Source organism: Hydrogenophaga sp. L310, from assembly GCF_055703065.1.
In genome coordinates this window covers 131,121-153,484 of the sequence record NZ_JBVPZA010000003.1, presented here as the reverse complement: position 1 = coordinate 153,484, position 22,364 = coordinate 131,121, and the positions used below count along the sequence as shown (strand labels likewise).

The 22,364-nt window shown below is 64.8% G+C and carries 20 protein-coding genes; 9 read left to right on the top strand and 11 right to left on the bottom strand.

Features of this window, described 5'->3' with window-relative positions:
* Positions 1–10: 10 nt before the first annotated feature.
* On the bottom strand, positions 11–637 hold the full coding sequence (locus AC0GNO_RS07385; RefSeq protein ID WP_472903536.1) for a hypothetical protein: 627 nt from the start codon (positions 635–637) through the stop codon (positions 11–13).
* A 46-nt stretch (positions 638–683) separates the two neighbouring features.
* Positions 684–2,054, bottom strand: coding sequence for a signal recognition particle protein (gene ffh, locus AC0GNO_RS07380; protein WP_472887693.1), 1,371 nt, complete (start codon positions 2,052–2,054; stop codon positions 684–686).
* A 177-nt stretch (positions 2,055–2,231) separates the two neighbouring features.
* Here ffh and AC0GNO_RS07375 point away from each other — a divergent pair, with 177 nt between their 5' ends.
* From AC0GNO_RS07375 to AC0GNO_RS07340, 8 genes are all read left to right on the top strand, one after another.
* Positions 2,232–3,032 carry a cytochrome C assembly family protein gene (locus tag AC0GNO_RS07375; RefSeq protein ID WP_472903535.1) on the top strand — a complete coding sequence of 267 codons (801 nt, stop codon included), beginning with the start codon at positions 2,232–2,234 and terminating at the stop codon, positions 3,030–3,032.
* Positions 3,033–3,043: 11 nt separating this feature from the next.
* Positions 3,044–3,283 (top strand): PP0621 family protein, encoded by a 240-nt coding sequence (locus tag AC0GNO_RS07370; RefSeq protein ID WP_472887695.1) that lies wholly within the window; start codon positions 3,044–3,046, stop codon positions 3,281–3,283.
* 30 nt (positions 3,284–3,313) lie between these two features.
* Complete coding sequence (locus AC0GNO_RS07365) at positions 3,314–5,110, top strand: sensor histidine kinase (RefSeq protein ID WP_472887696.1); 1,797 nt, start codon at positions 3,314–3,316, stop codon at positions 5,108–5,110.
* A 19-nt stretch (positions 5,111–5,129) separates the two neighbouring features.
* Positions 5,130–6,599 (top strand): sigma-54-dependent transcriptional regulator, encoded by a 1,470-nt coding sequence (locus tag AC0GNO_RS07360; protein ID WP_472887697.1) that lies wholly within the window; start codon positions 5,130–5,132, stop codon positions 6,597–6,599.
* Positions 6,589–7,212, top strand: coding sequence for a 1,6-anhydro-N-acetylmuramyl-L-alanine amidase AmpD (gene ampD, locus AC0GNO_RS07355; RefSeq protein WP_472903534.1), 624 nt, complete (start codon positions 6,589–6,591; stop codon positions 7,210–7,212). The genes AC0GNO_RS07360 and ampD overlap by 11 nt, the downstream gene beginning before the upstream one ends.
* Before the next feature lie 437 nt (positions 7,213–7,649).
* Positions 7,650–10,541, top strand: a complete 2,892-nt coding sequence (locus AC0GNO_RS07350) for a ribonucleoside-diphosphate reductase subunit alpha (RefSeq protein ID WP_472903533.1) — start codon at positions 7,650–7,652, stop codon at positions 10,539–10,541.
* A 143-nt stretch (positions 10,542–10,684) separates the two neighbouring features.
* Positions 10,685–11,851 carry a ribonucleotide-diphosphate reductase subunit beta gene (locus tag AC0GNO_RS07345; protein ID WP_472887700.1) on the top strand — a complete coding sequence of 389 codons (1,167 nt, stop codon included), beginning with the start codon at positions 10,685–10,687 and terminating at the stop codon, positions 11,849–11,851.
* Between the two features lie 200 nt (positions 11,852–12,051).
* Positions 12,052–12,516 carry a histone gene (locus tag AC0GNO_RS07340; RefSeq protein ID WP_472903532.1) on the top strand — a complete coding sequence of 155 codons (465 nt, stop codon included), beginning with the start codon at positions 12,052–12,054 and terminating at the stop codon, positions 12,514–12,516.
* A gap of 71 nt (positions 12,517–12,587) precedes the next feature.
* On the opposite strand, the gene AC0GNO_RS07335 is transcribed toward AC0GNO_RS07340, so the two are convergent.
* From AC0GNO_RS07335 to AC0GNO_RS07305, 7 genes are all read right to left on the bottom strand, one after another.
* Positions 12,588–13,475, bottom strand: a complete 888-nt coding sequence (locus AC0GNO_RS07335; RefSeq protein WP_472887701.1) for a carbohydrate kinase family protein — start codon at positions 13,473–13,475, stop codon at positions 12,588–12,590.
* Positions 13,476–13,492: 17 nt separating this feature from the next.
* Positions 13,493–14,833: a DUF3426 domain-containing protein gene (locus AC0GNO_RS07330; RefSeq protein ID WP_472903531.1), complete on the bottom strand. Its 1,341-nt coding sequence runs from the start codon at positions 14,831–14,833 to the stop codon at positions 13,493–13,495.
* Between the two features lie 81 nt (positions 14,834–14,914).
* A complete protein-coding gene (gene prmA, locus AC0GNO_RS07325; protein WP_472903716.1) occupies positions 14,915–15,799 on the bottom strand; it encodes a 50S ribosomal protein L11 methyltransferase in 885 nt (294 codons plus the stop codon).
* A 145-nt stretch (positions 15,800–15,944) separates the two neighbouring features.
* Complete coding sequence (gene accC, locus AC0GNO_RS07320; protein ID WP_305280408.1) at positions 15,945–17,294, bottom strand: acetyl-CoA carboxylase biotin carboxylase subunit; 1,350 nt, start codon at positions 17,292–17,294, stop codon at positions 15,945–15,947.
* An 11-nt stretch (positions 17,295–17,305) separates the two neighbouring features.
* Positions 17,306–17,770, bottom strand: a complete 465-nt coding sequence (accB, locus tag AC0GNO_RS07315) for an acetyl-CoA carboxylase biotin carboxyl carrier protein (RefSeq protein ID WP_472903530.1) — start codon at positions 17,768–17,770, stop codon at positions 17,306–17,308.
* A gap of 278 nt (positions 17,771–18,048) precedes the next feature.
* Entirely contained in the window at positions 18,049–18,576 is a 528-nt protein-coding gene (locus AC0GNO_RS07310) for a TlpA disulfide reductase family protein (RefSeq protein WP_472887704.1), read from the bottom strand.
* Positions 18,573–19,190 (bottom strand): hypothetical protein, encoded by a 618-nt coding sequence (locus tag AC0GNO_RS07305; RefSeq protein ID WP_472887705.1) that lies wholly within the window; start codon positions 19,188–19,190, stop codon positions 18,573–18,575. Before AC0GNO_RS07305 ends, AC0GNO_RS07310 begins: the two co-directional genes overlap by 4 nt.
* A 90-nt stretch (positions 19,191–19,280) precedes the next feature.
* Here AC0GNO_RS07305 and mpl point away from each other — a divergent pair, with 90 nt between their 5' ends.
* Complete coding sequence (mpl, locus tag AC0GNO_RS07300; RefSeq protein ID WP_472903529.1) at positions 19,281–20,762, top strand: UDP-N-acetylmuramate:L-alanyl-gamma-D-glutamyl-meso-diaminopimelate ligase; 1,482 nt, start codon at positions 19,281–19,283, stop codon at positions 20,760–20,762.
* A gap of 14 nt (positions 20,763–20,776) precedes the next feature.
* Here the strand turns inward: mpl and AC0GNO_RS07295 are convergent, their stop codons facing one another.
* The gene (locus AC0GNO_RS07295; protein WP_177132091.1) at positions 20,777–21,097 is read right to left on the bottom strand and encodes a hypothetical protein; all 321 of its coding nucleotides are present in this window, start codon (positions 21,095–21,097) and stop codon (positions 20,777–20,779) included.
* 84 nt (positions 21,098–21,181) lie between these two features.
* Entirely contained in the window at positions 21,182–22,252 is a 1,071-nt protein-coding gene (locus tag AC0GNO_RS07290) for a hypothetical protein (RefSeq protein ID WP_472887707.1), read from the bottom strand.
* Positions 22,253–22,364 lie beyond the last annotated feature (112 nt).

Sequence of the window (22,364 nt, the reverse complement as noted above, 5' to 3'; positions counted from 1 at the left end):
CGGCCAGCGTTCAGGGCTTCGGTGATTGGAGATAACGCTCGTCGGACCAGGTCGCCAGCCATTGCGGCGCGAAGGCCACGAAGATGGCGCTGAACATGCCCGTCAGAAAGGCATCGCCCCAGGCCATGAGCCAGCGCGCCACCAGCGCCTGCTCGTGCGGGGCACCGCCAACCCACTGCTGGGCGGCTTCCAGCAACACACCCGAAAGAAACACCGCCGCGGCGGTGCCGATAAAGCCCCGCCCCAGGGTGTAGACAAAAGGATTGGGCGGCAGCCAGCGGCGCAACAGCGCCCCGATACCCAGCGCCAGCGTGGCCGGCACCAGACCGATCCAGACCCATTGGGACAGCGCGGCAGCCGGATCCGAGTGGCCCAGCAGCCACACGGCCAGCACCACGCCCGAGAGCACCAGCACCGCCAGCGGCCAGCCCAGCATCAGAACCAGCAGGCAGGCGCCCGAGAGCTGCACCTGAAGGCCTTGCGGCATCTTCTGAGGCAACAGCCAGAGCCAGGGCAACAGGGCGAGCGCAGCCAGCGCGGGCGTGAGCAAGGGACCCGCCAGCATGCGCCAGGGGCGGAACCACAAAGCCATCACCATGCAGGCCAAGGCCAGCGCCATTTCGATACCAGTCAGCATGGGCAGGGAGTATGGGCCGCTGACCATTCCCCTCACTTGACTTCGGTCAACCCATGCCGGGCAGCTTGGGCATGCCCTTCATGCCACCCATGCGCTTCATCATCTTCATGAGGCCGCCGCCCTTCATCTTTTTCATCATGCCCTGCATCTGCTCGAATTCCTTGAGCAGCCGGTTGACCTCCTGCACGTGCACGCCGGCACCGGCAGCGATGCGGCGCTTGCGCGTGGCCTTGATGAGCTCGGGCCTGCTGCGCTCCCTGAGCGTCATGCTGCAGATGATGCCTTCCTTGCGTTTGATGTCTTTTTCCGCGCGGTCCATGTCCACCTGACCGGCCTTGGCGGTCATGGCGCTGGGCAACTTGTCCATCAGGCTGGAGAGCCCCCCCATCTGTTTCATCTGGCGGATCTGGTCGAGAAAGTCGTTGAGGTCAAAACCTTCACCGCTCTTGACCTTGGCGGCCAGCTTCTGCGCCGATGCCATGTCCACGCCAGCCGTGACCTGCTCAACCAGGGCCAGGATGTCGCCCATGCCCAGGATGCGGCCGGCGTGGCGCTCGGCGTCGAACACCTCCAGGCCATCGATCTTTTCGGACACACCGGCGAACTTGATCGGCACGCCGGTGACGCTGCGCACCGAGAGCGCCGCGCCGCCGCGCGAATCGCCGTCGAGCTTGGTGAGGATGATGCCGGTCAGCGGCAGCGCATCCTTGAAGGCCTTGGCGGTGTTGATCGCGTCCTGGCCCTGCATGGCGTCCACCACGAAGAGCGTTTCCACCGGGTTGAGCACCGCGTGCAGTTCCTGAATCTCGCGCATCAGCGCTTCGTCGATCGCCAGGCGGCCGGCGGTGTCGACCAGCAGCACATCGAAGTAGTGCCTGCGTGCGTAATCGATCGCGGCGCGGGCGATGTCCACCGGTTTCTGGTCGGGCGTGCTCGGAAACCACTCGGCGCCGGCCTGCGCGGTCACGGTCTTGAGCTGTTCGATGGCCGCCGGGCGGTACACGTCACCCGAGACCGTGAGCACCTTTTTCTTGCGCTTCTCGATCAGGTGTTTGGCCAGCTTGGCGGTGGTGGTCGTTTTACCGGCACCCTGCAGGCCGGCCATCAGGATCACCGCCGGCGGCTGGGCCGCGAGGTTGATGTCCGACACGCCTTCGCCCATGGTGGCGGCCAGTTCGCGGTTGACGATGCTCACCAGCGCCTGCCCCGGCGACAGCGAACCGATCACCTCCTGGCCCAGCGCCTTTTCTTTCACCCGGGCGATGAAGTCGCGCACCACCGGCAGCGCCACGTCGGCTTCCAGCAAGGCCATGCGCACCTCGCGCAACATGTCGGCGACGTTGTCTTCGGTGATGCGGGCCTGGCCGCGCATTTCCTTGACGATGCGTGAGAGGCGGTCTGAGAGGGCTGATGCCATGGTGTGCTCGGGTGTGCTGGTGGGCGCCGGGAAGGGTGGCGACGGGTCGGACGGGAGGCCCGCGCGTCCCGGATGGACTGGCCGGTACCCGGCGAACTCGTTCGGGGCAAGACCGTTAAACTGTGCAGATGATTTTAGCCGTGCCCTGTGGCGCCTGCTGAGTACCGCGCTGAACCAATGAACCTCCTGCCCGCCCTGTCGACGAACCCGCCCGCCGCCCTGCTGTCCGCGGTGGCGGCGCTGTCGTACGCCGTGCTGGCCTGGGCCCACCCGCGCCTGACGGCAGCGCAGACACGCGGCGTGCTGGCCATCGCCTGGCTGCTGCACCTGCTCGTGCTCGCCTCGGGCCTGCTCGAACACCCTCCCCGCTTTGGCTTCGCACCCGCGCTCTCGGTCACCGCCTGGCTGGTCCTGACGGTGTATCTGGTGGAGACACGGCTGTATCCCCAGATGCGCGCACGCTGGACGCTGGCCGTGCTGGGCACTGTGGCGGTGCTGCTGGCGCTGGTATTCCCCGGCTCGCCCTACCCGGCCCTGCGGTCGAGCTGGTTGCCGCTGCACTGGGCGCTGGGCATCGCCTCCTACGGGCTCATTGCCGTGGCCGTGGTGCACGCCTGGATGATGCAGCGGGCTGAAAGGTCCATGCGCCTGGGCGCCGCGGCCGACACCACCCTGCCACTGCTGACCCTGGAGCGGCTGACCTTCCGCTTCGTGGCGGCCGGTTTTGCGCTGCTGAGCGCCACGCTGCTGGCCGGCTGGTGGTTTTCGGGCTCACTCGACCACGGCTGGGTCTGGGACCACAAGACGGCTTTCTCGGTGCTGGCCTGGCTGACCATGGGCGTCTTGCTGGTCGGTCGCTGGCGGCTGGGCTGGCGGGGCCGCACCGCAGTGCGCACACTCTACGTCGGCGCAGGCTTTCTGCTGCTCGGGTATGTCGGTTCCCGCTTCGTTCTCGAAGTCGTTCTGCAGCGTGCCTGAGACCCCCGTCCATGAAATTTCTGCTCGTACTGGCCGTGGTCCTGGTGGCGTTCTGGGTCTGGCGCAACAACCGCTCGCAGGACGCTGACCGTGCGCAAGCCCCTGCACCCCGAAAGCCCCTCCCGCCAGTGACCATGGTGGCCTGCCTGCAATGTGGCGCACACCTGCCTGAGAACGAGGCCATCAAAGGCCCCCGAGGCGCCTACTGCTGCGCCGAACACCGCGCGTCGCACGAGCGTCAGGGCAGCTGATACGGGCCTGTGCGCCAGGCAAGAACGAACATGGCCCAGGACCTTCACCCCAGTTTCGCGCCCTCCTGGTTCTCCCCCTATGAGGAGCACGGATCGCTGGGGCGCGAACAGCGGCGCCACGCTTTCGAGCGTTTGTGGCGCGCCTTCATGCGGGCCCGTGCCTTCATCGCCGCTGTCTTGCTGGCGCTGCAGGTCTTCGAGCTGCTCAACCACAGCGGTGGCCCGGACTGGCTGGTGCTGATCAGCGCGCTGCACCTCACCGCCGCGCTGGCCATGATGGTCTGGTGGCGTGTCGACAACCCCGGGAAAGCGGTCAGCCTGCAATGGCCACTGACCATTGGCGTTGACCTGCTGGTGTTCGGCCTGCTGCAGTTCTTCCAGCAAGGGGGCCTCAACTACACGCCCCTGTTTGCCTTGCCAGTCCTGCTGGCGGCGGTCATGGGTTCGATGACGCTGGCGCTCGCCACAGCCGCGAGCGTCACACTGTTCCTGCTCGGTGAAGCAGCCGCGAGTGCGCCGCTGCTCAGCGAGGTGTCCACCTCGCGCTTCCTGCAGTCGGGTCTGACGGGCACGGGCTTCTTCATCGTGGCCCTGCTGGCCAACCAGCTCGCTGTGAGACTCGCCCGGGAAGAGGTGCTGGCCCAGAGCAGCCAGGCCGCTGCCCGCACGCAGGCCCAGGTCAACGAACTGGTGATCGAGAGCCTGAGCGAAGGCGTGCTGGTGGTGGACCCGCACGGCGTGGTGCGCAACGCCAATCCGGCGGCCAAGGCCATGCTCATGGGCGAGCACTACCCCCATGCGGCCAAACTGCTGCTGTCGGCACGCCACGGGTGGGAAGGACTGTCCCAGTTGGTGAACGAGAGCTTCGCGCTCGGGCACCCCATGGAGTCCGAGGTGCGCATCGACATCGACGAATTCACCTCGCACCGGTTTTTCGCCCGCACCCGGCTCACGCGCACCCCGGGCCAGACGCAGGCCGCGCTGTGCGTGCTGTTCCTGGAGGACCTGCGCGAAGTCGAGGCCCGCGTGCGCACCGAGAAGCTGGCCGCCATGGGTCGCATGTCGGCGGCCGTGGCGCACGAAATCCGCAACCCGCTGTCGGCCATCACCCAGGCCAACGCGCTGCTCGACGAAGAGGTGAACGAACCCGGGCAGAAGCGGCTCACGCGCATGATCGAGCAGAACGCCCAGCGGCTCGCGCGCATCGTGGACGACATCCTCAACGTGGCGCGCGCCCAACCGCTTCAGGACGGGGCTTACGCGTCGGCTCTGCCACTGGATCCGACCGTGCGCCAGATCACGCACGAATGGAACCGCCAGAACCAGATTCAGGGCATCCTGGGCGTGCACCTGCACGCGCCGCAAGCCCATGTGAGCTTCGATCCCGAGCACCTGCGGCGCCTGCTGATCAACCTGCTGGACAACGCCCTGCGCCATGCCAGCGGTCAGCGCTCTTCCATCCGCGTCATCACGCAGCCCGGCGGCACAGACCGCGTGCGCCTGTCGGTCTGGAGCGATGGCGCACCGCTGGAGGCCAGCGTGTTGCGCCACCTGTTCGAGCCCTTCTTCTCTTCGGAGAGCCGCTCCAGCGGCCTGGGCCTGTACATCTGCCGGGAACTGTGCGAGCGCTACGGGGCGCAGATCGCCTACCAGCGCAGCCGGCTCGACCAGCGCGAAGGCAACGAATTCTTTGTGCTCCTGCCCAGCGCGACAGCGAGCGGGCAGCCCGCACAACAAAGCCCAGCCTACCCCGTGGCTGACTCGGTGCCCGGCATGACCCGCCCCGGCGTCTCCCAGGCGGACCCGCCGTCCCTGTCCACGCGGTGACCCTTCCCCCTGCCGATAGATGACCACACCCACACCCACGTCCATCCTGGTCGTCGACGACGAGCCGGACCTGCGCACCCTCTACGAACTGACGTTGCTGCGCGAAGGTCATGAAGTGGTGTCCGCCCCCGACCTCACCCAGGCCCGGGAGTGGCTGGCGCAACGCCACTTTGACGTGCTGATCACCGACATGCGACTGCCCGACGGTCTGGGCCTGGAGTTGCTGCGTGAACTCAACACCGGTCTGCGCACCGAAAAGAGCATCGTCATCACCGCCTACGGCTCGGCCGAGAACGCGGTCGAAGCGCTCAAATCCGGCGCTTTCGACTACCTCACCAAACCAGTGGACCTCAAGCAGCTGCGTGCCGCGGTGACGGCCGCTCTGCAGAGCCAGCGGTACCCGTCCGCGATGCGGCCGCCCTCGGGCGAACCCATGCCGCGCAGCGCCCCGCCGCCGCCCGCCGGCGTGCAGGCCCTCGAACGCATCGTCGGCGCCTCGGGCTGCATGGTGCAGATCCGCAACCGCATTGAAAAAGTGGCGACCAGCATGGCGCCCGTGCTCATCCTGGGCGAATCGGGCACCGGCAAGGAACTGGTGGCGCGCGCGGTGCACGAATGCAGCCACCGGGCCACCGGCCCCTTCGTCGCGGTCAACTGCGGCGCGATTCCCGAAAACCTGATCGAGGCCGAGTTTTTCGGTGCCCGCAAGGGCGCCTTCACCGGCGCCACCCACGACCGCGAAGGTTACTTCCAGGCGGCCAAGGGCGGCACCCTGTTCCTCGACGAAATCGGCGACCTGCCGCTCCAGATGCAGGCCAAGCTGCTGCGCGTGATCCAGGAGCGGCGCGTGCGCCCACTCGGCGGCGTGCAGGAAGAAGCGGTGGACGTGCGCCTGGTCAGCGCCACCCACCGCGATCTGGCCGCTCTCGTCAAGAGCGGTGAGTTCCGGCAAGACCTGTTTTACCGTCTGAACGTGATCGGTCTGCGCACACCCGCCCTGCGCGAGCGGCGCGAGGACCTGTCCGAGCTGGCCCACGCCTTGTTGAAACGCATCTGCAGCGAGTCGGGCCAGCCGGTACCCGCGTTGTCCAGCACGGCGATGGCGTGGCTGCAGACCTGCGAGTTGCCGGGCAATGTGCGTGAACTGGAAAACCTGCTGCAACGTGCGTTGGCACTCAGCAGCGGTGCGGTGTTGCAGGCAGAAGATTTCGGCGATACGAGCGACATGGCGTTGCGCCCGGAGAGCCCGACAACAGTCGAAGCGTTCGCAGCATCCACCCCAGTTTCGGCACCGACCGCAGGCATTCCGGCCGATCTGCAGACCTACCTGGACGAGCAGGAGCGCCAGGTTCTGCTCAAGGCGCTGAAGGAAACCGATTTCAACCGCACAGCCGCCGCGGCACGTCTGGGTCTGAACCTGCGCCAGATGCGCTACCGCATCCAGCGGCTCGGCATCACCACCCCCGCAGACGGTGACGATGAAACCTGAAGCCGGCGATCTGTCCGTGTCGCCCACCGACTGGAATGGCGGCTGGCTGGGTGCCGCCCGCCGCTGCGCATCGCCCAATTTCGGCCCGCGTCCCGAAGGCGCACGGATCGACCTGATCGTCATCCACTCCATCAGCCTGCCGCCCGGCGTCTACGGGGGCCCGGAAGTGGAACAACTCTTCACCAACCAGCTCGACTGGGACACCCATCCCTACTTCCAGCAGATCCGTGGCATGGAAGTCTCGGCGCATTTTTTCATCCGCCGCGATGGCGAACTCGTGCAGTTTGTCGACGCCGATGCACGCGCCTGGCACGCCGGAACGTCCTGCTGGCGTGGCCGCGGCAACTGCAACGACGACTCCATCGGGATCGAGCTGGAGGGTCAGGAAGGCGAACCCTTCACCAGTGCGCAATACGACTGCCTGACCCGCTTGTGCGCCAGCCTCGGCGGGCGTTACCCGATCGCCCACGTGGCGGGCCACGAGCACATTGCCCCCGGCCGCAAGCAGGACCCAGGCAGCGGTTTCGACTGGACACGGCTACAACAAGATCTGGGTTGGTCCGATGCGTGTTTTCCCCAAGACACGCGTCCGTCTACCCGCATGACCCCCTGAGGTCCCAAGTTTCCCAAACGCTGGCGGTTTGCACAGCGCAACATGGGCGCCGCTTTCAACGACAAAACTCCCGGCAGCCCGCATCCCTGCTGCAGAAAAAATCCGACAGCAAGGCTCATTGAGCCGTCACCAGACGTTCGCTGACGTTGCAGCGGTTCGGGAGACCCCAGGCATTTTTGTCTGACGAAAGGGGTCCATCGCGTCGGTCGCAGTTTTTTCACAAACACTACCGGTAGTGGCTTGAACACCCACCACACACCAGATATAGTGTGCTCTGCGCGTTGCGGTCGCCCGATCAACTGGCTCTTGACCCTCTTGATTTTTCTGCTCAAACCCGATCAAGCCAACGGATTTGTCGCGGAACCGGCCTCCCCACCACGCTGCCATCCGACACCGCGCGCCTTGGCCGCCGCCACAAAACAAACGAAAGAGGAACCATGCTGACTGCCCAATCCCCCACATCCGCCACCGCGTCCGCGATGCCTTCCGCTGGTGCCACCAGCGCTGCCATGCCCGACAGCGCCAGCTCGGTTTTTGCCCAGTACCAGATCATCCGCCGCAACGGCGCGGTCGTGCCTTTTGAGCCAAGCAAGATCGCGGTGGCGCTGATGAAAGCCTTCCTGGCCGTGCACGGCACCCAGGGCGCGGCCTCGGCCAGCGTGCGCGAAACGGTGGACGCCCTGACGCAGAACGTGGTGCGCGCGCTGATGCGCTCGCGCCCCGCCGGCGGCACCTTCCATATTGAGGACGTGCAGGACCAGGTCGAACTCGGCCTGATGCGCAGCGGTCACCACGAAGTGGCGCGCGCCTACGTGCTGTACCGCGAACGCCGCACGCAGGAACGAGCCCATCAGGCAGAAGCGCAGAAGCCCGCCGAAGCCCTGCTGCACGTGATGGACGGCGGCCAGCGCGTGCCGCTGGACCTGAACCGCCTGCAGCACCTGATCGAAGACGCCTGCAAAGGCCTGGGCAAAGACGTCAAGGCCGACCCGATCGTCGCCGAGACCAAGCGCAACCTGTACGACGGCGTGCCGATCGAAGAGGTCTACAAGGCCTCCATCCTGGCCGCGCGCACCCTGATCGAAAAAGACCCCGACTACACCTACGCCACCGCGCGCCTGCTGCTTCACACCATCGTCAAGGAGGTGATCGGTGAAGAAGTGCCCTCCACCGAGATGGGCGCACGCTACGCCGACTACTTCCCGCAGTTCATCAAGAAGGGTGTGCAGAACGAGCTGCTCGATGAGAAGCTGCAGCAGTTCGACCTCGCCCGTCTGGGCGCGGCGCTCAAGCCCGAGCGCGACCTGCAGTTCGACTACCTTGGCCTGCAGACCCTGTACGACCGCTACTTCCTGCACGTGCGCAAGTCCCGCATCGAGCTGCCGCAGGCTTTCTTCATGCGCGTGGCCATGGGCCTGGCGCTCAACGAGATCGACCGCGAAGCGCGCGCCATCGAGTTCTACGAGGTCCTGTCCTCGTTCGATTTCATGTCGTCCACGCCCACGCTGTTCAACAGCGGCACCCGCCGCTCGCAACTCTCCAGCTGCTACCTGACCACCGTGCCCGACGACCTCGACGGCATCTACGAGTCGATCAAGGAAAACGCGCTGCTGTCCAAGTTCGCTGGCGGCCTGGGCAACGACTGGACGCGCGTGCGGGCCATGGGCGCACACATCAAGGGCACCAACGGCGAATCGCAAGGCGTGGTGCCTTTCCTCAAGGTGGTCAACGACACCGCCGTGGCGGTGAACCAGGGCGGCAAGCGCAAAGGCGCGGTCTGCACCTACCTGGAAACCTGGCACCTGGACATCGAAGAATTCCTGGAACTGCGCAAGAACACCGGCGACGACCGCCGCCGCACCCACGACATGAACACGGCGAACTGGATTCCCGACCTGTTCATGAAGCGCGTGATGGAAAAAGGCGAGTGGAGCCTGTTCTCGCCCAACGACGTGCCCGACCTGCACGACCTGTTCGGCGCCGATTTCGAAAAGGCCTACGTCGCCTATGAAGAGAAGGCCGCCCGCGGCGAGATCAAGCCCTACCGCAAGCTGCCCGCCACCGACATGTGGCGCAAGATGCTGTCGATGCTGTTCGAGACCGGCCACCCCTGGATCACCTTCAAGGACGCCTGCAATGTGCGCAGCCCGCAGCAACATGCCGGCGTGGTGCACAGCTCCAACCTCTGCACCGAGATCACACTCAACACCAGCGACACCGAAACTGCGGTCTGCAACCTCGGCTCGATCAACCTGCTCATGCACCTGAAAGATGGTGGGGTTGATCATCAGAAGCTGCAGAAGACGATCAAGACCGCGATGCGCATGCTCGACAACGTGATCGACATCAACTACTACGCCGTCAAGAAAGCACGCGACTCCAACATGCGCCACCGCCCGGTCGGTCTCGGCATCATGGGCTTCCAGGACGCGCTGTACGAACTGCGCATCCCCTATGCCTCCAACGACGCGGTCGAGTTTGCCGACCGCTCGATGGAAGCGGTCTGCTACCACGCCTACTGGGCCTCCACCGAACTCGCCAGGGAGCGCGGCCGATACGCCAGCTACAAGGGTTCGTTGTGGGACCAGGGCATCCTGCCGCCCGACACACTGGACCTGCTGGCACACGAGCGAGGTGGTTATGTGGACGTGGACCGCAGCAGCAGCCTGGACTGGGACGCGCTGCGCCAGAAGATCGCCACCGACGGCATGCGCAACTCCAACTGCGTGGCGATCGCGCCGACCGCGACCATCTCCAACATCATCGGCGTGGACGCGTCCATCGAGCCCTGCTTCGGCAACCTCTCGGTCAAGTCCAACCTGTCGGGCGAGTTCACCGTCATCAACGGCTACCTGGTGAAAGACCTGAAGCGGCTGGGCCTGTGGGACGACGTGATGGTCATGGACCTCAAACACTTCGACGGTTCGCTGCGCTCCATCGACCGCGTGCCGCAAGAAGTGAAAGCGCTGTACGCCACCGCTTTCGAAGTGGAACCGCTGTGGCTGGTGGAAGCCGCGGCGCGGCGCCAGAAGTGGATCGACCAGGCGCAGAGCCTGAACATCTACATGGCCGGCGCCTCGGGCAAGAAGCTCGACGACACCTACAAGCTCGCGTGGCTGCGCGGCCTCAAGACCACCTACTACCTGCGCACAACCTCTGCCACGCAGGCTGAAAAATCAACGGGGCGCACCGGTCAGCTCAACGCGGTCTCGGTGCACGGCAACGATGCTTCGATGGTCGCACCCGTTGCGACTTCGATGTCGGCAGAGCCCGCCACCGACATCAAGTTTTGTGCGATCGACGACCCCGGTTGTGAAGCCTGCCAGTGAGCGCTGCCGGTGATGCGTGTGTGTGCTGTGGTGTTGAAGGTCGCGCATTCGATGCGACACCGCAACACAAAACATTCACCACGCGCATGAGTCCTTTGCATTTCATGCCGACACTTCGATAATCCGTTGAATTGGACACCACTATGTTGACCTGGGACGATCAAGTTACTCCCTCCTCGAAGCCCGCATCGATTCCCCTGCCACCTCACATGCCGGGTGTGCAAGCGTCACTGTCCTCTGCGGCAAATTCGGCCCCCGCTTTCGCTGCACCCAAAGCAGCCACGCCGAGCACACACCGCGTCAACGCAGCCGACAAGCGCATCATCAACGGCAAGACCGACGTCAACCAGCTGGTGCCGTTCAAGTACAAGTGGGCCTGGGAAAAATACCTCGCCACCTGCGCCAACCACTGGATGCCGCAGGAAGTGAACATGAGCCGCGACATCGCGCTCTGGAAAGATCCCAACGGGCTGACCGACGACGAACGCCGCATCGTCAAGCGCAACCTCGGCTTCTTCACCACCGCCGACTCACTCGCTGCCAACAACATCGTGCTCGGCACCTACCGCCACATCACGGCGCCCGAGTGCCGCCAGTTCCTGCTGCGCCAGGCCTTCGAGGAAGCGATCCACACGCACGCCTATCAGTACATCGTGGAGTCGCTGGGCCTGGACGAGTCCGAGATCTTCAACGCCTACAACGAAGTGCAGTCGATCCGCGACAAGGATGAGTTCCTGATCCCCTTCATCGAAGCGATCATGGACCCGGCCTTCGCCACCGGCACACCCGAGAACGACCAGACCCTGCTGAAAAGTCTGATCGTCTTCGCCTGTCTGATGGAAGGCCTGTTCTTCTACGTCGGCTTCACGCAGATCCTGGCGCTGGGCCGCCAGAACAAGATGACCGGCGCCGCCGAGCAGTACCAGTACATCCTGCGCGACGAGTCCATGCATTGCAACTTCGGCATCGATCTGATCAACGCGATCAAGATGGAGAACCCGATGCTGTGGACAGCCGAGTTCAAGGCCGAGATCAAGGCGCTCTTCATGCAGGCGGTCGAACTGGAGTACCGCTACGCCGAAGACACCATGCCGCGCGGCGTGCTCGGCATGAACGCCTCCATGTTCAAAGGCTATCTGCGCTACATCGCCAACCGTCGCGCCACGCAGATTGGCCTGGAGCCCATGTTTCCGAACGAAGAAAATCCGTTCCCCTGGATGAGCGAAATGATCGATCTCAAAAAGGAACGCAATTTCTTTGAAACCCGCGTGATCGAATACCAGTCTGGTGGAGCGCTTTCCTGGGACTGACACCGTCACCACCCGGGGCCGCAACCATCCATCACATGTTTTTTGAACATTCAGAACCCTGCTTCCTGCGCCTTGGCGTTGGGGTCAGGGTTTTGTCACAGGATTCAACGCTTTGGGGTCATCCGTGGATGCATCCGCACGACCCCAGGGCCTTGAATCACTTCTTCGGCACAACGACCGACTGAAGTGCTCTTTGCAACTTGATCAAGGAGAAAACAATGGCAACTGCGAAAAAAGCCCCGGCCAAAAAGGCCGCTCCGGCAACGAAAGCCGCTCCAGCTAAAAAGGCCGCTCCGGCCAAGAAAGCTGCACCGGCCAAAAAAGCCGTCGTGAAAAAGGCAGCCCCAGCGAAGAAGGCCGCTCCGGCCAAGAAAGCTGCACCGGCCAAAAAAGCCGTCGTGAAAAAGGCAGCCCCAGCGAAGAAGGCCGCTCCGGCCAAGAAAGCTGCACCGGCCAAAAAAGCCGTCGTGAAAAAGGCAGCCCCAGCGAAGAAGGCCGCTCCGGCCAAGAAAGCTGCACCGGCCAAAAAAGCCGTCGTGAAAAAGGCAGCCCCAGCAAAAAAAGCTGAGCCGGCCAAGAAGCCGGCAGCCCCTGCGGCACCTGCAGCTCAAACCAAGCTGAACCCTCAGGCTGCCTGGCCGTTCCCGACGTCCAGCAAACCCTGAAGTCGTCCCTGCGATGACTTGTCGAGCCCGGCGCGAAAGCGCCGGGCTTTTTCATCTCTGGTTCGTGGCGATCAGTCCGCCAGCGCGTAGTTCTGTCCGCCACGGCTGGCGATCTTGGCCGCACCGATGCGGTTGCCCAGTTCGACACAGCGTTGCAGCGGCCAGCCTTGTGCCAGACCGTGCAGCAAGGCCGCCCGGAAGGCATCACCACAACCCGTGGGGTCCAGCACCTCGGCCGCTTTCACGCCGGGCACCAGGGTCCTGCCACCCTGCTCCCAGACCTCACACCCGTGCTCACCCAGGGTGACGATCAGCCCCTGTACCCGGGCCGCGATGGCCTCAAAGCTCAGACCGGTGCGGTCGCTGAGCATCTTGCCCTCGTAATCATTCACGGTGACCCAGGTCGCGAGCTCGATGAACTGCGTCAGCTCTTCGCCGTTGAACATGGGCAGACCCTGCCCCGGATCGAACACGAACGGGATACCCGCGGCGTGCAGTTGCTGCGCGTGCTGCAACATGGCATCGCGGCCATCGGGCGAGATGATGGCCAGACGGATGCCAGCGTCGGCTGGCACCGCGTTCGCATGGGCCTCGGACATCGCGCCCGGGTGAAAGGCCGTGATCTGGTTGTTGTCACGGTCGGTCATGATCATGGCCTGGGCGGTGTAGTTGTCCGAGGTCGTGCCGATGCAGCGGATGTCCACCCCCAGCCCCTGCAGGCGATCCAGGTAGTCCTGTGCGTCGTTGCCCACCATGGCCAGTGGCACGGCCGGCGAACCCAGCTGGCGCAGACCGTAGGCGATGTTGCCGGCACAGCCGCCGTATTCGCGGCGCAGGCCCGGCACCAGAAAAGACACGTTGAGGATGTGCAGCTGGCTGGGCAATATCTGCTCGGCGAAGCGGCCCTCGAACGTCATGATGGTGTCGAAAGCGAGCGAGCCGCAGATGAGGATGGACATGGATGGAGTGGAAGGGTTCAGGGATAAAAAACGAGTGCACGGTAACCCGCCATCGCGCTCGCCCCGCCTTCGGCGAGCGAGAGGCGCAGACTCACAGCCTGCGTACCCTGGGCGGGCAAGACCACTGGCGCTCCAGGCAATTCCTCTGCCAGAAAGACGCGACGCGCGATGACGGTGTCGGCTGCATCGGTGAGGCTGAGTTCCAGCGCCGGCATGGCCACGGGCGTGAGGGCGCTGTTCTTGAGCACCAGGTCGAAAGAGTAAAAATTGCCCAGACGACGGACCAGGGTCGAGCTGTCGATCACCACCGCGTCAATGTCTCGTGGCGCCTGCAGCACACACCCCGAGGGTTTGCACAACAGGTTCAGCAGGGGTATCAACGAAGCGTGCCGCGCGGCGAGTTGATCGCGCTCCTGCACAGCCCATTGCGCCGTGAGCAGCGCCGCCAAAGCCACAGCCAGCAACAGCAGCGCAGCGCGCACACCCGGGGAATGCCAGAATGCCTGCCGCCGGGCCTGCAGCACAAAGCCGGGCTCTACCTCCTGCTCCTGCTCCTGCTCCTGCTCCTGCTCCTGCAGATCGTCGTCCAGCGGTACCCGCTCGGGTTTGGGCAATGGCACAGGCGGTGGTGCCTTGACTTCCGCCTCAACGGCCCGTGAAGCTCCGACCGCCGCGGCGGCGAACCGCGCCAGTTCTGCCTGAAAGTCCGCCTCGTCATCCCGGCCCGCCACCGCCGGCGACTCCGGTGTGTTGGCCTGCTCCAGCCGGCCTTCGAAGTCCAGCGGCCCCGGCTCAGCCAGCGCACGCACCGCTTCCAGCGGTGCAAAGGGCGAGTCATACAACGGATCGACAGGGGCCTGCAGTGCTGTCCAGGCCAACGCGTCCTCTGCCTCTTGCTGCGGCGACCATTCCTCGGCTGGCGGCGCGAGCAGCCAGTCGCCGTCCTCGTTTTCGGGCGACACAGGCCACCCTGCTGGTGGCGTTTGACCGGAAAGGCCGTTGGCGCATTCGATGACCGCGTCTGACGAATCCCAGACCACCGAAGCTTCCGGGATGGCCTCGCCGACGACCGTGGTCTGCGGTTCGTGAATCGGGGGCTCATTCACCGCCTCCGATGGCACAGAGGCGGGCCCCCTGTCGAACGGGTGCACGGGGGTTGTTCCGGGTGGTACTTCTGCCGGCGCGGGCTCGGGTGCCGGCGGCCTGGGTTCGGGCGCCTCCCAGGTCTGCAGATACAGCGTGGCGTCGAACACATCGGCGCAGTGGCCACAACGCACCCAGCCGTCGGAGATCTTCAACTGGTCGGGAACGACCTTGAACATCGTTCCGCAGGCCGGGCAACGGGTGGTGAAACTCATGCCAAGATTATTGCAGGCAGGCCATGCCCAACTGGCCTGCCAATCATGACGCAGACGTCAGGCATCACGACGCACAAGGCCTCAGGCCTTGACCGCGGTCATCAGGATCCAGCCATCCTCTTCGTCGCTGACGGACAGAGTCACCCAGGGGGCATAGGCCTCCCTCAGTTCATCGGCCTGCCGCGCCAGAATGCCGGCCAGCACCAGGTGCCCACCGTCGCGCACATGGCTGCAAAGCAGCGGCGCCAGCACCTTCAGCGGCGTGGCCAGGATGTTGGCCAGCACCAGGTCGTATTCGCCCAGTGCCCGGTCGGGCAGACCCGCATTCAGCTGGGCATGATTGGCCGCGGCGTTGAGCCGCGTGGCTTCGACCGCAGCGGGGTCGATGTCGACCGCGTCGATCTCGCGTGCACCGTGCTTGGCCGCACCGATGGCCAGGATGCCCGAGCCACAACCGTAGTCGAGCACCCGCTGCCCCTGCGCACCCTGTCGCGCCGTCCAGCGCAGACACATGCGCGTGGTCGGGTGGGTCCCGGTACCAAACGCCAGGCCCGGATCGAGCCGGATCACCTGTAGCGCCTCGGCGGGCGGCTCGTGCCAGCTCGGCACGATCCAGAACGTGGGCGTGATCTCCACCGGATCGAACTGCGACTGGGTCAGCCGCACCCAGTCCTGCTCGATCACAGCCTGCACACCCAGCACCTCACAGCCTTCAAAGAAGTCCTGAACGACCAGCAACGCAGCCGCTTCCCGCGCCTCGGTTTCGGTCTGGAACAGCGCCACCACCCGCGAGCTGTTCCAGCCCGCCTTGGGCGCGGGCATGCCCGGCTCACCAAACAGCGCCTGCTCGGACGGCGTCAGGGCATCGGCGTCTTCCACCGAGACGCTCAAGGCGTCCAGCGCCACCAACGCGTCGCTGACCATCTCTACCGCGGCTTCAGGGGCCAGCAAGACCAACTCATACAGGGAGGACATGGGGTGAATTTCGAACAGTCAACGAAACCTCAACAAATGAGGAGAGACTTACCGAGCACACCGCGGAACCGGCTTTGCCGGGCCGCAGGTGTTTCCCCCTGAGGGGAAGGCGCCGAAGGCCCTTCGGGGGAGAGGCTTACCTCTCACGCTGGGACAACCACTCTTCAAGGTAGTGGATGTTGGTTCCACCGGTCACAAAACTGGCGTCGACCATCAGCTCGCGGTGCAGCGGAATGTTGGTCTTGATGCCTTCGATCACGGTTTCAGCCAGCGCTGTGCGCATGCGCGCCAAGGCCTGCTCACGCGTGTCGCCGTGCACGATGATCTTGCCGATCATGGAGTCGTAGTTCGGCGGCACGAAGTAGTTGGCGTAGGCGTGCGAATCGACGCGCACCCCCGGACCGCCCGGCATGTGCCAGGTGGTGATGCGGCCGGGCGAGGGCGTGAACTTGTAAGCGTCCTCGGCGTTGATCCGGACCTCGATGGCGTGGCCGCGCAACTGGATCTGGCGCTGCGTGAACGGCAGCTTCTCGCCAGCCGCCACCGCGATCTGGGTGCGCACGATGTCCACACCGGAAATCCACTCGGTCACCGGGTGTTCCACCTGCACGCGGGTGTTCATCTCGATGAAATAGAACTCGCCGTTTTCAAACAGGAACTCGAACGTGCCCGCCCCCCGGTAGCCAATCTTCTTGCAGGCGGCCGCGCAGCGCTCACCAATTTTTTCGATCAGACGGCGGGGGATGCCGGGTGCCGGCGCTTCTTCGATCACCTTCTGGTGGCGCCGCTGCATGGAGCAGTCGCGCTCGCCGAGGTAAACCGCGTTGCGGTGCGTGTCGGCCATCACCTGGATCTCGATGTGGCGCGGATTCTGGAGAAACTTCTCCATGTACACCTCGGGGTTGCCGAAGGCGGCCCCGGCCTCGGCCTTGGTCGTCTGCACCGCGTGCAGCAGTGCCGCTTCGGTGTGCACGACACGCATGCCACGACCGCCACCGCCACCAGCCGCCTTGATGATGACCGGGTAGCCCACCGCCTTCGCGGTGCGCTTTATCACCACCGGATCGTCGGGCAAAGCCCCTTCCGAACCCGGAACGCAGGGCACCCCCGCGCGGATCATGGCCTGTTTGGCCGAGACTTTGTCGCCCATCAGGCGAATCGACTCGGGCGACGGACCGATGAAGGTGAAACCGCTCTGCTCGACCCGTTCAGCGAAATCGGCGTTTTCGGACAGGAAGCCGTAGCCCGGGTGAATCGCTTCGGCATCGGTCACCTCGGCTGCGGAGATGATGGCGGGCATGTTGAGATAGCTCTGCCCCGAAGCCGCCGGGCCGATGCAGACCGACTCATCTGCCAGTCGCACATACTTGGCATCGCGATCGGCTTCGGAATAGACCATCACCGCCTTGATACCCATCTCACGACAAGCGCGCTGGACCCGCAGGGCAATCTCACCCCGGTTGGCGATCAGGATTTTCTTGAACATGGGCCGGCCGCTTATTCGATGACAAACAGGGGCTGGCCGTATTCGACCGCCTGACCGTTGTCCACCAGGATCTGCTTGACGGTGCCACTCTTGTCGGCTTCGATCTCGTTGAGGATCTTCATCGCCTCGACGATGCAGATGGTTTCGCCTTCCTTGATCGTGTCTCCGACTTCAACAAAGGCCTTGGCGCCAGGGCTGGACGAGCGGTAGAAGGTGCCGACCATGGGCGATTTGACGGTGTGCCCGGCAGGTTCGGCCGCCACGACGGCGGGGGCTGCCGCCACCTCGACCGCCGGTGTTGCTGCCGCGGTGGGCGCCGGAACCGCCGGGGCCATGGTGTAGGTCACCGGGGCGTGCATGCCAACCGGCGCGCTCTTGACGATGCGAACCTTGCCTTCGGCCTCCGTGATTTCCAGCTCGGACACGTTCGACTCGGACACCAGGTCAATCAGTGTCTTCAGCTTTCTCAGATCCATGATTACTCCAACGAAAATCTGTCAAATCCGACCAATTGCACTCAAATCCCTTGAACATGCATGCAGCTGGCCAAATGGGGTGTCGCAGTGTACACGAAGCGCTCCATTCCAGATCTCATGGAACGCAGGCGCATGACACCATGAACAAACTGAAGAAAAGAACGTTTGGCTGCAATTTATGGGACTTTATCCCTTTTTCCACCAGATTTGAGTCGTCATGACAAACGGCATGTGTGCCCGTTTTTTGGAGCGGAAGTATCCCCCTCCCGCGCCATCTGTCAAGCCAGTTGCGCCCACAAATCCAGATCGGCCTGGCTGACTTTGCCCACCTTTTGATGCAGCACCACGCCCGACGAATCGAACACGACGGTGTAGGGCAGGCCACCACCGGGATTGCCCAGGATCCGGCTGAGCTCGGTGCCGGCAAAGCCGACCATGCCCACCGGAAACACCAGCGGTAACTTCTGAAGGAAGCTGCGCACCGCAGGCACCTGGTCAACGGCCAGTCCCACCACCTGCCAGCCCCGTGCCTGGTGCTCACGGTAGAACGCATTGAGCAATGGCAACTCCTCGACACAGGGTGGGCACCAGGTGGCCCAGAAATTCACCAGCAAGGGCTGGCCGCGAAAGCGCTCCATCACCAGCGGCTGGCCATCGGGGTCTTCAAAACGCGAAGCCCAGAACTCGGCCTCGGCGTCGGACAACACCGGCTGCGGCCGATGACGCCACAGCGCAAACCCGGCCCCGGCCGCGCCTGCGGCCGCTGCCACGCCCAACATCCACGCGGTCCGTCGATTCATGCTCATGCGGAGTTTTCCTCGGTTCCTTGTGCCATCAAATCGCGCAAGGCCTGCGCGTCTCCGCGCGGCTTGCGGCCCTGCCCGTCCGGTTTGAGCGCCCCGCGCAAATCGTCAAGGTCGTACACGAGCAGGTGGATCAGCACCCATTGCCCCAGTTCCTCACAGCGCACGCGCAGGGACAACACATCCACCGGCTCGCCGCGCCAGCCCATGACCGTGCCCGTGTGGTAATCCACCCGGCGATCAAGCAAGGCCCATTCGGCCGCTTTGGGGTCGTCGCAGAACAGCTGGATATGGATATCGCTGTGCCGGGTGGCGGTGCCGTGCCAGACAGCGCCGCCCAGGTGCGGCCTGAAACCCGCCAACCGGTCCAGCCAGACCAGTGCCAACCGCCGCAACACCTGCAGCTCGATCGCCTGGGTGTCGGCACAAAAAATGGCGATGTGCTCGCGCACCGCCGCATCCAGCATCTCGTTGTCGGGCCAGAGCCCCCGCGAGGGCAAGCCGAGCTGCTTGCCGGCCTGGCGCTTGGCCGCGGCGTATTCGAGCCCTTCTTCCACCACGAGGCGCGCGGCCACGGCGGCCATTTCAGCGGTGGGACCAGATCGATCAGCTTGCATCGGGGCATTTTGCCTGCTGGCCCGCGCCCATGCCGCCAAGGACAGCTTTGGTCTGCCGGCCAGCAGGGTTGGTCCCCCTAGAATCGCCCGATGCATATTCATATTCTGGGCATTTGTGGCACGTTCATGGGCGGTCTGGCCGCGCTCGCCCGCGAGGCCGGTCACCGCGTCACCGGCTGTGACGCCGGCGTCTACCCACCCATGAGCGACCAGCTCCAGGCGCTGGGCATCGACCTGATCGAAGGGTTCGGTGCCGACCAGATGGCGCTGGCACCCGACATGTTCGTCGTCGGCAACGTGGTGAGCCGCGGACGACTGCCCGATGGAAGCCCGAAGTTCCCATTGATGGAGGCCATTCTGGACACCGGTGCCCCCTACACCAGCGGTCCGCAATGGCTGGCCGAACACGTGCTGCAGGGTCGCCATGTGCTGGCGGTGGCCGGTACCCACGGAAAAACCACCACCACCGCCATGCTGACCTGGATTCTGGAGGCCAACGGCCTGAACCCGGGCTTTCTGGTGGGTGGTGTGCCGATGAACTTTGGTGTATCTGCAAGACTGGGTGGCGGGGCGGCTGTGCGCTCTGCGCAGATCAAGGAGGAGCCCGCGCCGCGGGCGGGGGACACGGAGCAGAGCGCACAGCCGCCCCGCAACCCCCTCTTCGTCATTGAAGCCGACGAATACGACACTGCGTTCTTCGACAAGCGCAGCAAGTTCGTGCACTACCGCCCGCGCACGGCCATCCTGAACAACCTTGAATTCGACCACGCGGACATCTTCGACGACCTCAAGGCCATCGAGCGCCAGTTCCACCACCTCGTGCGCACGGTGCCGGGCTCGGGCCGGGTGGTGGTCAATGGTCTGGAAGAAAGCCTGGACCGGGTGCTGCACCAGGGCCTGTGGAGCGAGGTGCGCAGCTTTGGCGCCGCGGTCAGCGACTTCACTGCGGTTGGCGAACCCCATGCCTTTGATGTGCTGGAAAGGGGTCAAACCGTGGCCCGGGTGGAGTGGGCACTCACCGGCGTGCACAACCAGCTCAACGCACTCGCCGCCATCGCGGCGGCACAGCATGTGGGCGTTGCGCCGGACACAGCGGCCCATGCGCTGGGCCGGTTCGAGAATGTGCGCCGCCGCATGGAGGTGCGTGGCACCGTCGCCCGACCGGGCGGCGCCATCACGGTCTACGACGATTTTGCCCACCACCCGACCGCCATTCGCACCACGCTGGACGGTCTGAGGCGCCGCCTGGATCAGAAGCTCACGTCGGGCGGTCGCATCCTCGCGGTGTTCGAACCGCGCAGCAACACCATGAAGCTGGGCACCATGAAGTCACAACTGCCCTGGAGCCTGCATGCGGCCGATCTGGCGTTCTGCCACGCCGGCGGCCTTGACTGGGATGCCGTGGAAGCCCTTCAACCCATGGGCGAACGTGCCCAGGTGGCCCGCTCCATCGATGAACTGGTGGCACAAGTGGTGGCCGCCGCACGCGACGGTGACCACGTGGTCTGCATGAGCAATGGTGGTTTTGGCGGCATCCACGCCCGCCTGCTGTCAGCCCTCGGGACGGCCTGAAACGGCGCGGTGCGTCAGTAGCCGAGCGACTGCGTCACCAGATCCACAGACACCACCGGCTTGGCCAGCGCGGCGCTGGTGGCACGGGCGAACGTCATGGCCCATTCGCGGTGGGCCGCTTCGCGAAAGTGCTCTTCACCCGCGGCCTGCGCCACACACAACACCTTGTCGGCCGTCAGCACCTTGCCGGTCAGGCGGATCGGCTCACACCCCAGCGTGGTGAACTGTTCGTCGAGCCAGGATCGGGCCTGGTCGTGCGGCATGGGCTGCACCTCCTCCAGATCAAAGCGGTAGGTGGATGTTTCACCCCAGGTCACGGTGACTTGGCTGCGCATACGGACAACTCCTCGGTGTGGATCTTGGGTCATGGACAGACCTGATTGTGCCTTGGCGCGTCGAGGCTGCCCAGCATCCACCCCTCAGGACCGCTCCGGTGTTGGTGGTGACCCATCCCCGTAAGGTGCGGACGCGGTCGAGACGCGCAAAGGCGAGTGCGGCGCCTCGCGCAGAATGCTGGAGGGCGGCATCTGTTCGGTCAGTCCCACACGCGAACGCAGATCGTTCTCTTGATCGTTCTGATCGAACTGCAAAGCTGTCATCGCGCGCCGCGCAGCGGGCTCGGCCCGGCGCGCGCTGTCGGCGTCCGTGGTCAGACCACCCGCGTGGTAGAGCACCGCCAGATGGTGCGCCAACTCGTACGCTTCGATGCCGGTGCGCTCCCTCAGCACGTCAAAGCAGGCCGGGATCGCCAGCAGCTCTCGCATGATGAGCAGGTGCACTTGGTCAAACCAGCGCGCCGGCACGTGCGGCACCCGCCGCAAATAGATCATCTTCTCGCGGTAGCGCTCCGGCAACACATCCAGGCGCGTGCGCACGGCGTAGGTCCACATGACCCGGTGCAACGGCAGCCGGATGAAGGATGACGGGATGTCGCGCGACAACCCGGGGCGCTGCACCCACTCGGCCATGGCCAGATCCACCGGACGGGCCGGGATCAGCAAACCGGTCACCCAGCGCTCAAAGTCGATCACCGCGAGCAGTTTGCCGTCGTGCACGATGTGCACCCCGTTTTTGTAGAGACCGTTGCGCTTCACCACTTCGGCCCCGAGTGCAAACTGGCTGCGCAGAGGCCGCAGCCAGGCTTCAAAACGCTGCAGGCGCTGGCGCACGCTCTGTTCGTCGTCCGCCTCGAAAAACTCGGCCGAGGCAAAACCCTCGGGCAAGGGCGTGGCAAAGGCGAGCGGTCGATCCACCTCGGCACGGTTGAGCGTCAGGCGCTCGCTACTGCCGAACGGGTGGTGGATGACAACCTCGTCCCGACCCAGCACGTCGACCGACGCACCATTGATCATCCAGGCGTCGGCCAGATGGGGGTCGCAACTGCGCCACTGCGGCCAGCCTTCATGCACCTGGGCGGCCCAGGCTTGCAGCCGCAGACCCACCGGTTCGGCAAATCCCAACAGACCCAGACGCAAAACCGGTTGCTCCACGCCAACTCCCCATGACCTCTGGCCTGGCCTCCCGGTCCGCTGTGCGCGCGGACGCAAGAAGGTGCGACAGCTTTCCTCACCGACACGGAGACCAGAATACCAAGGGCCTTGA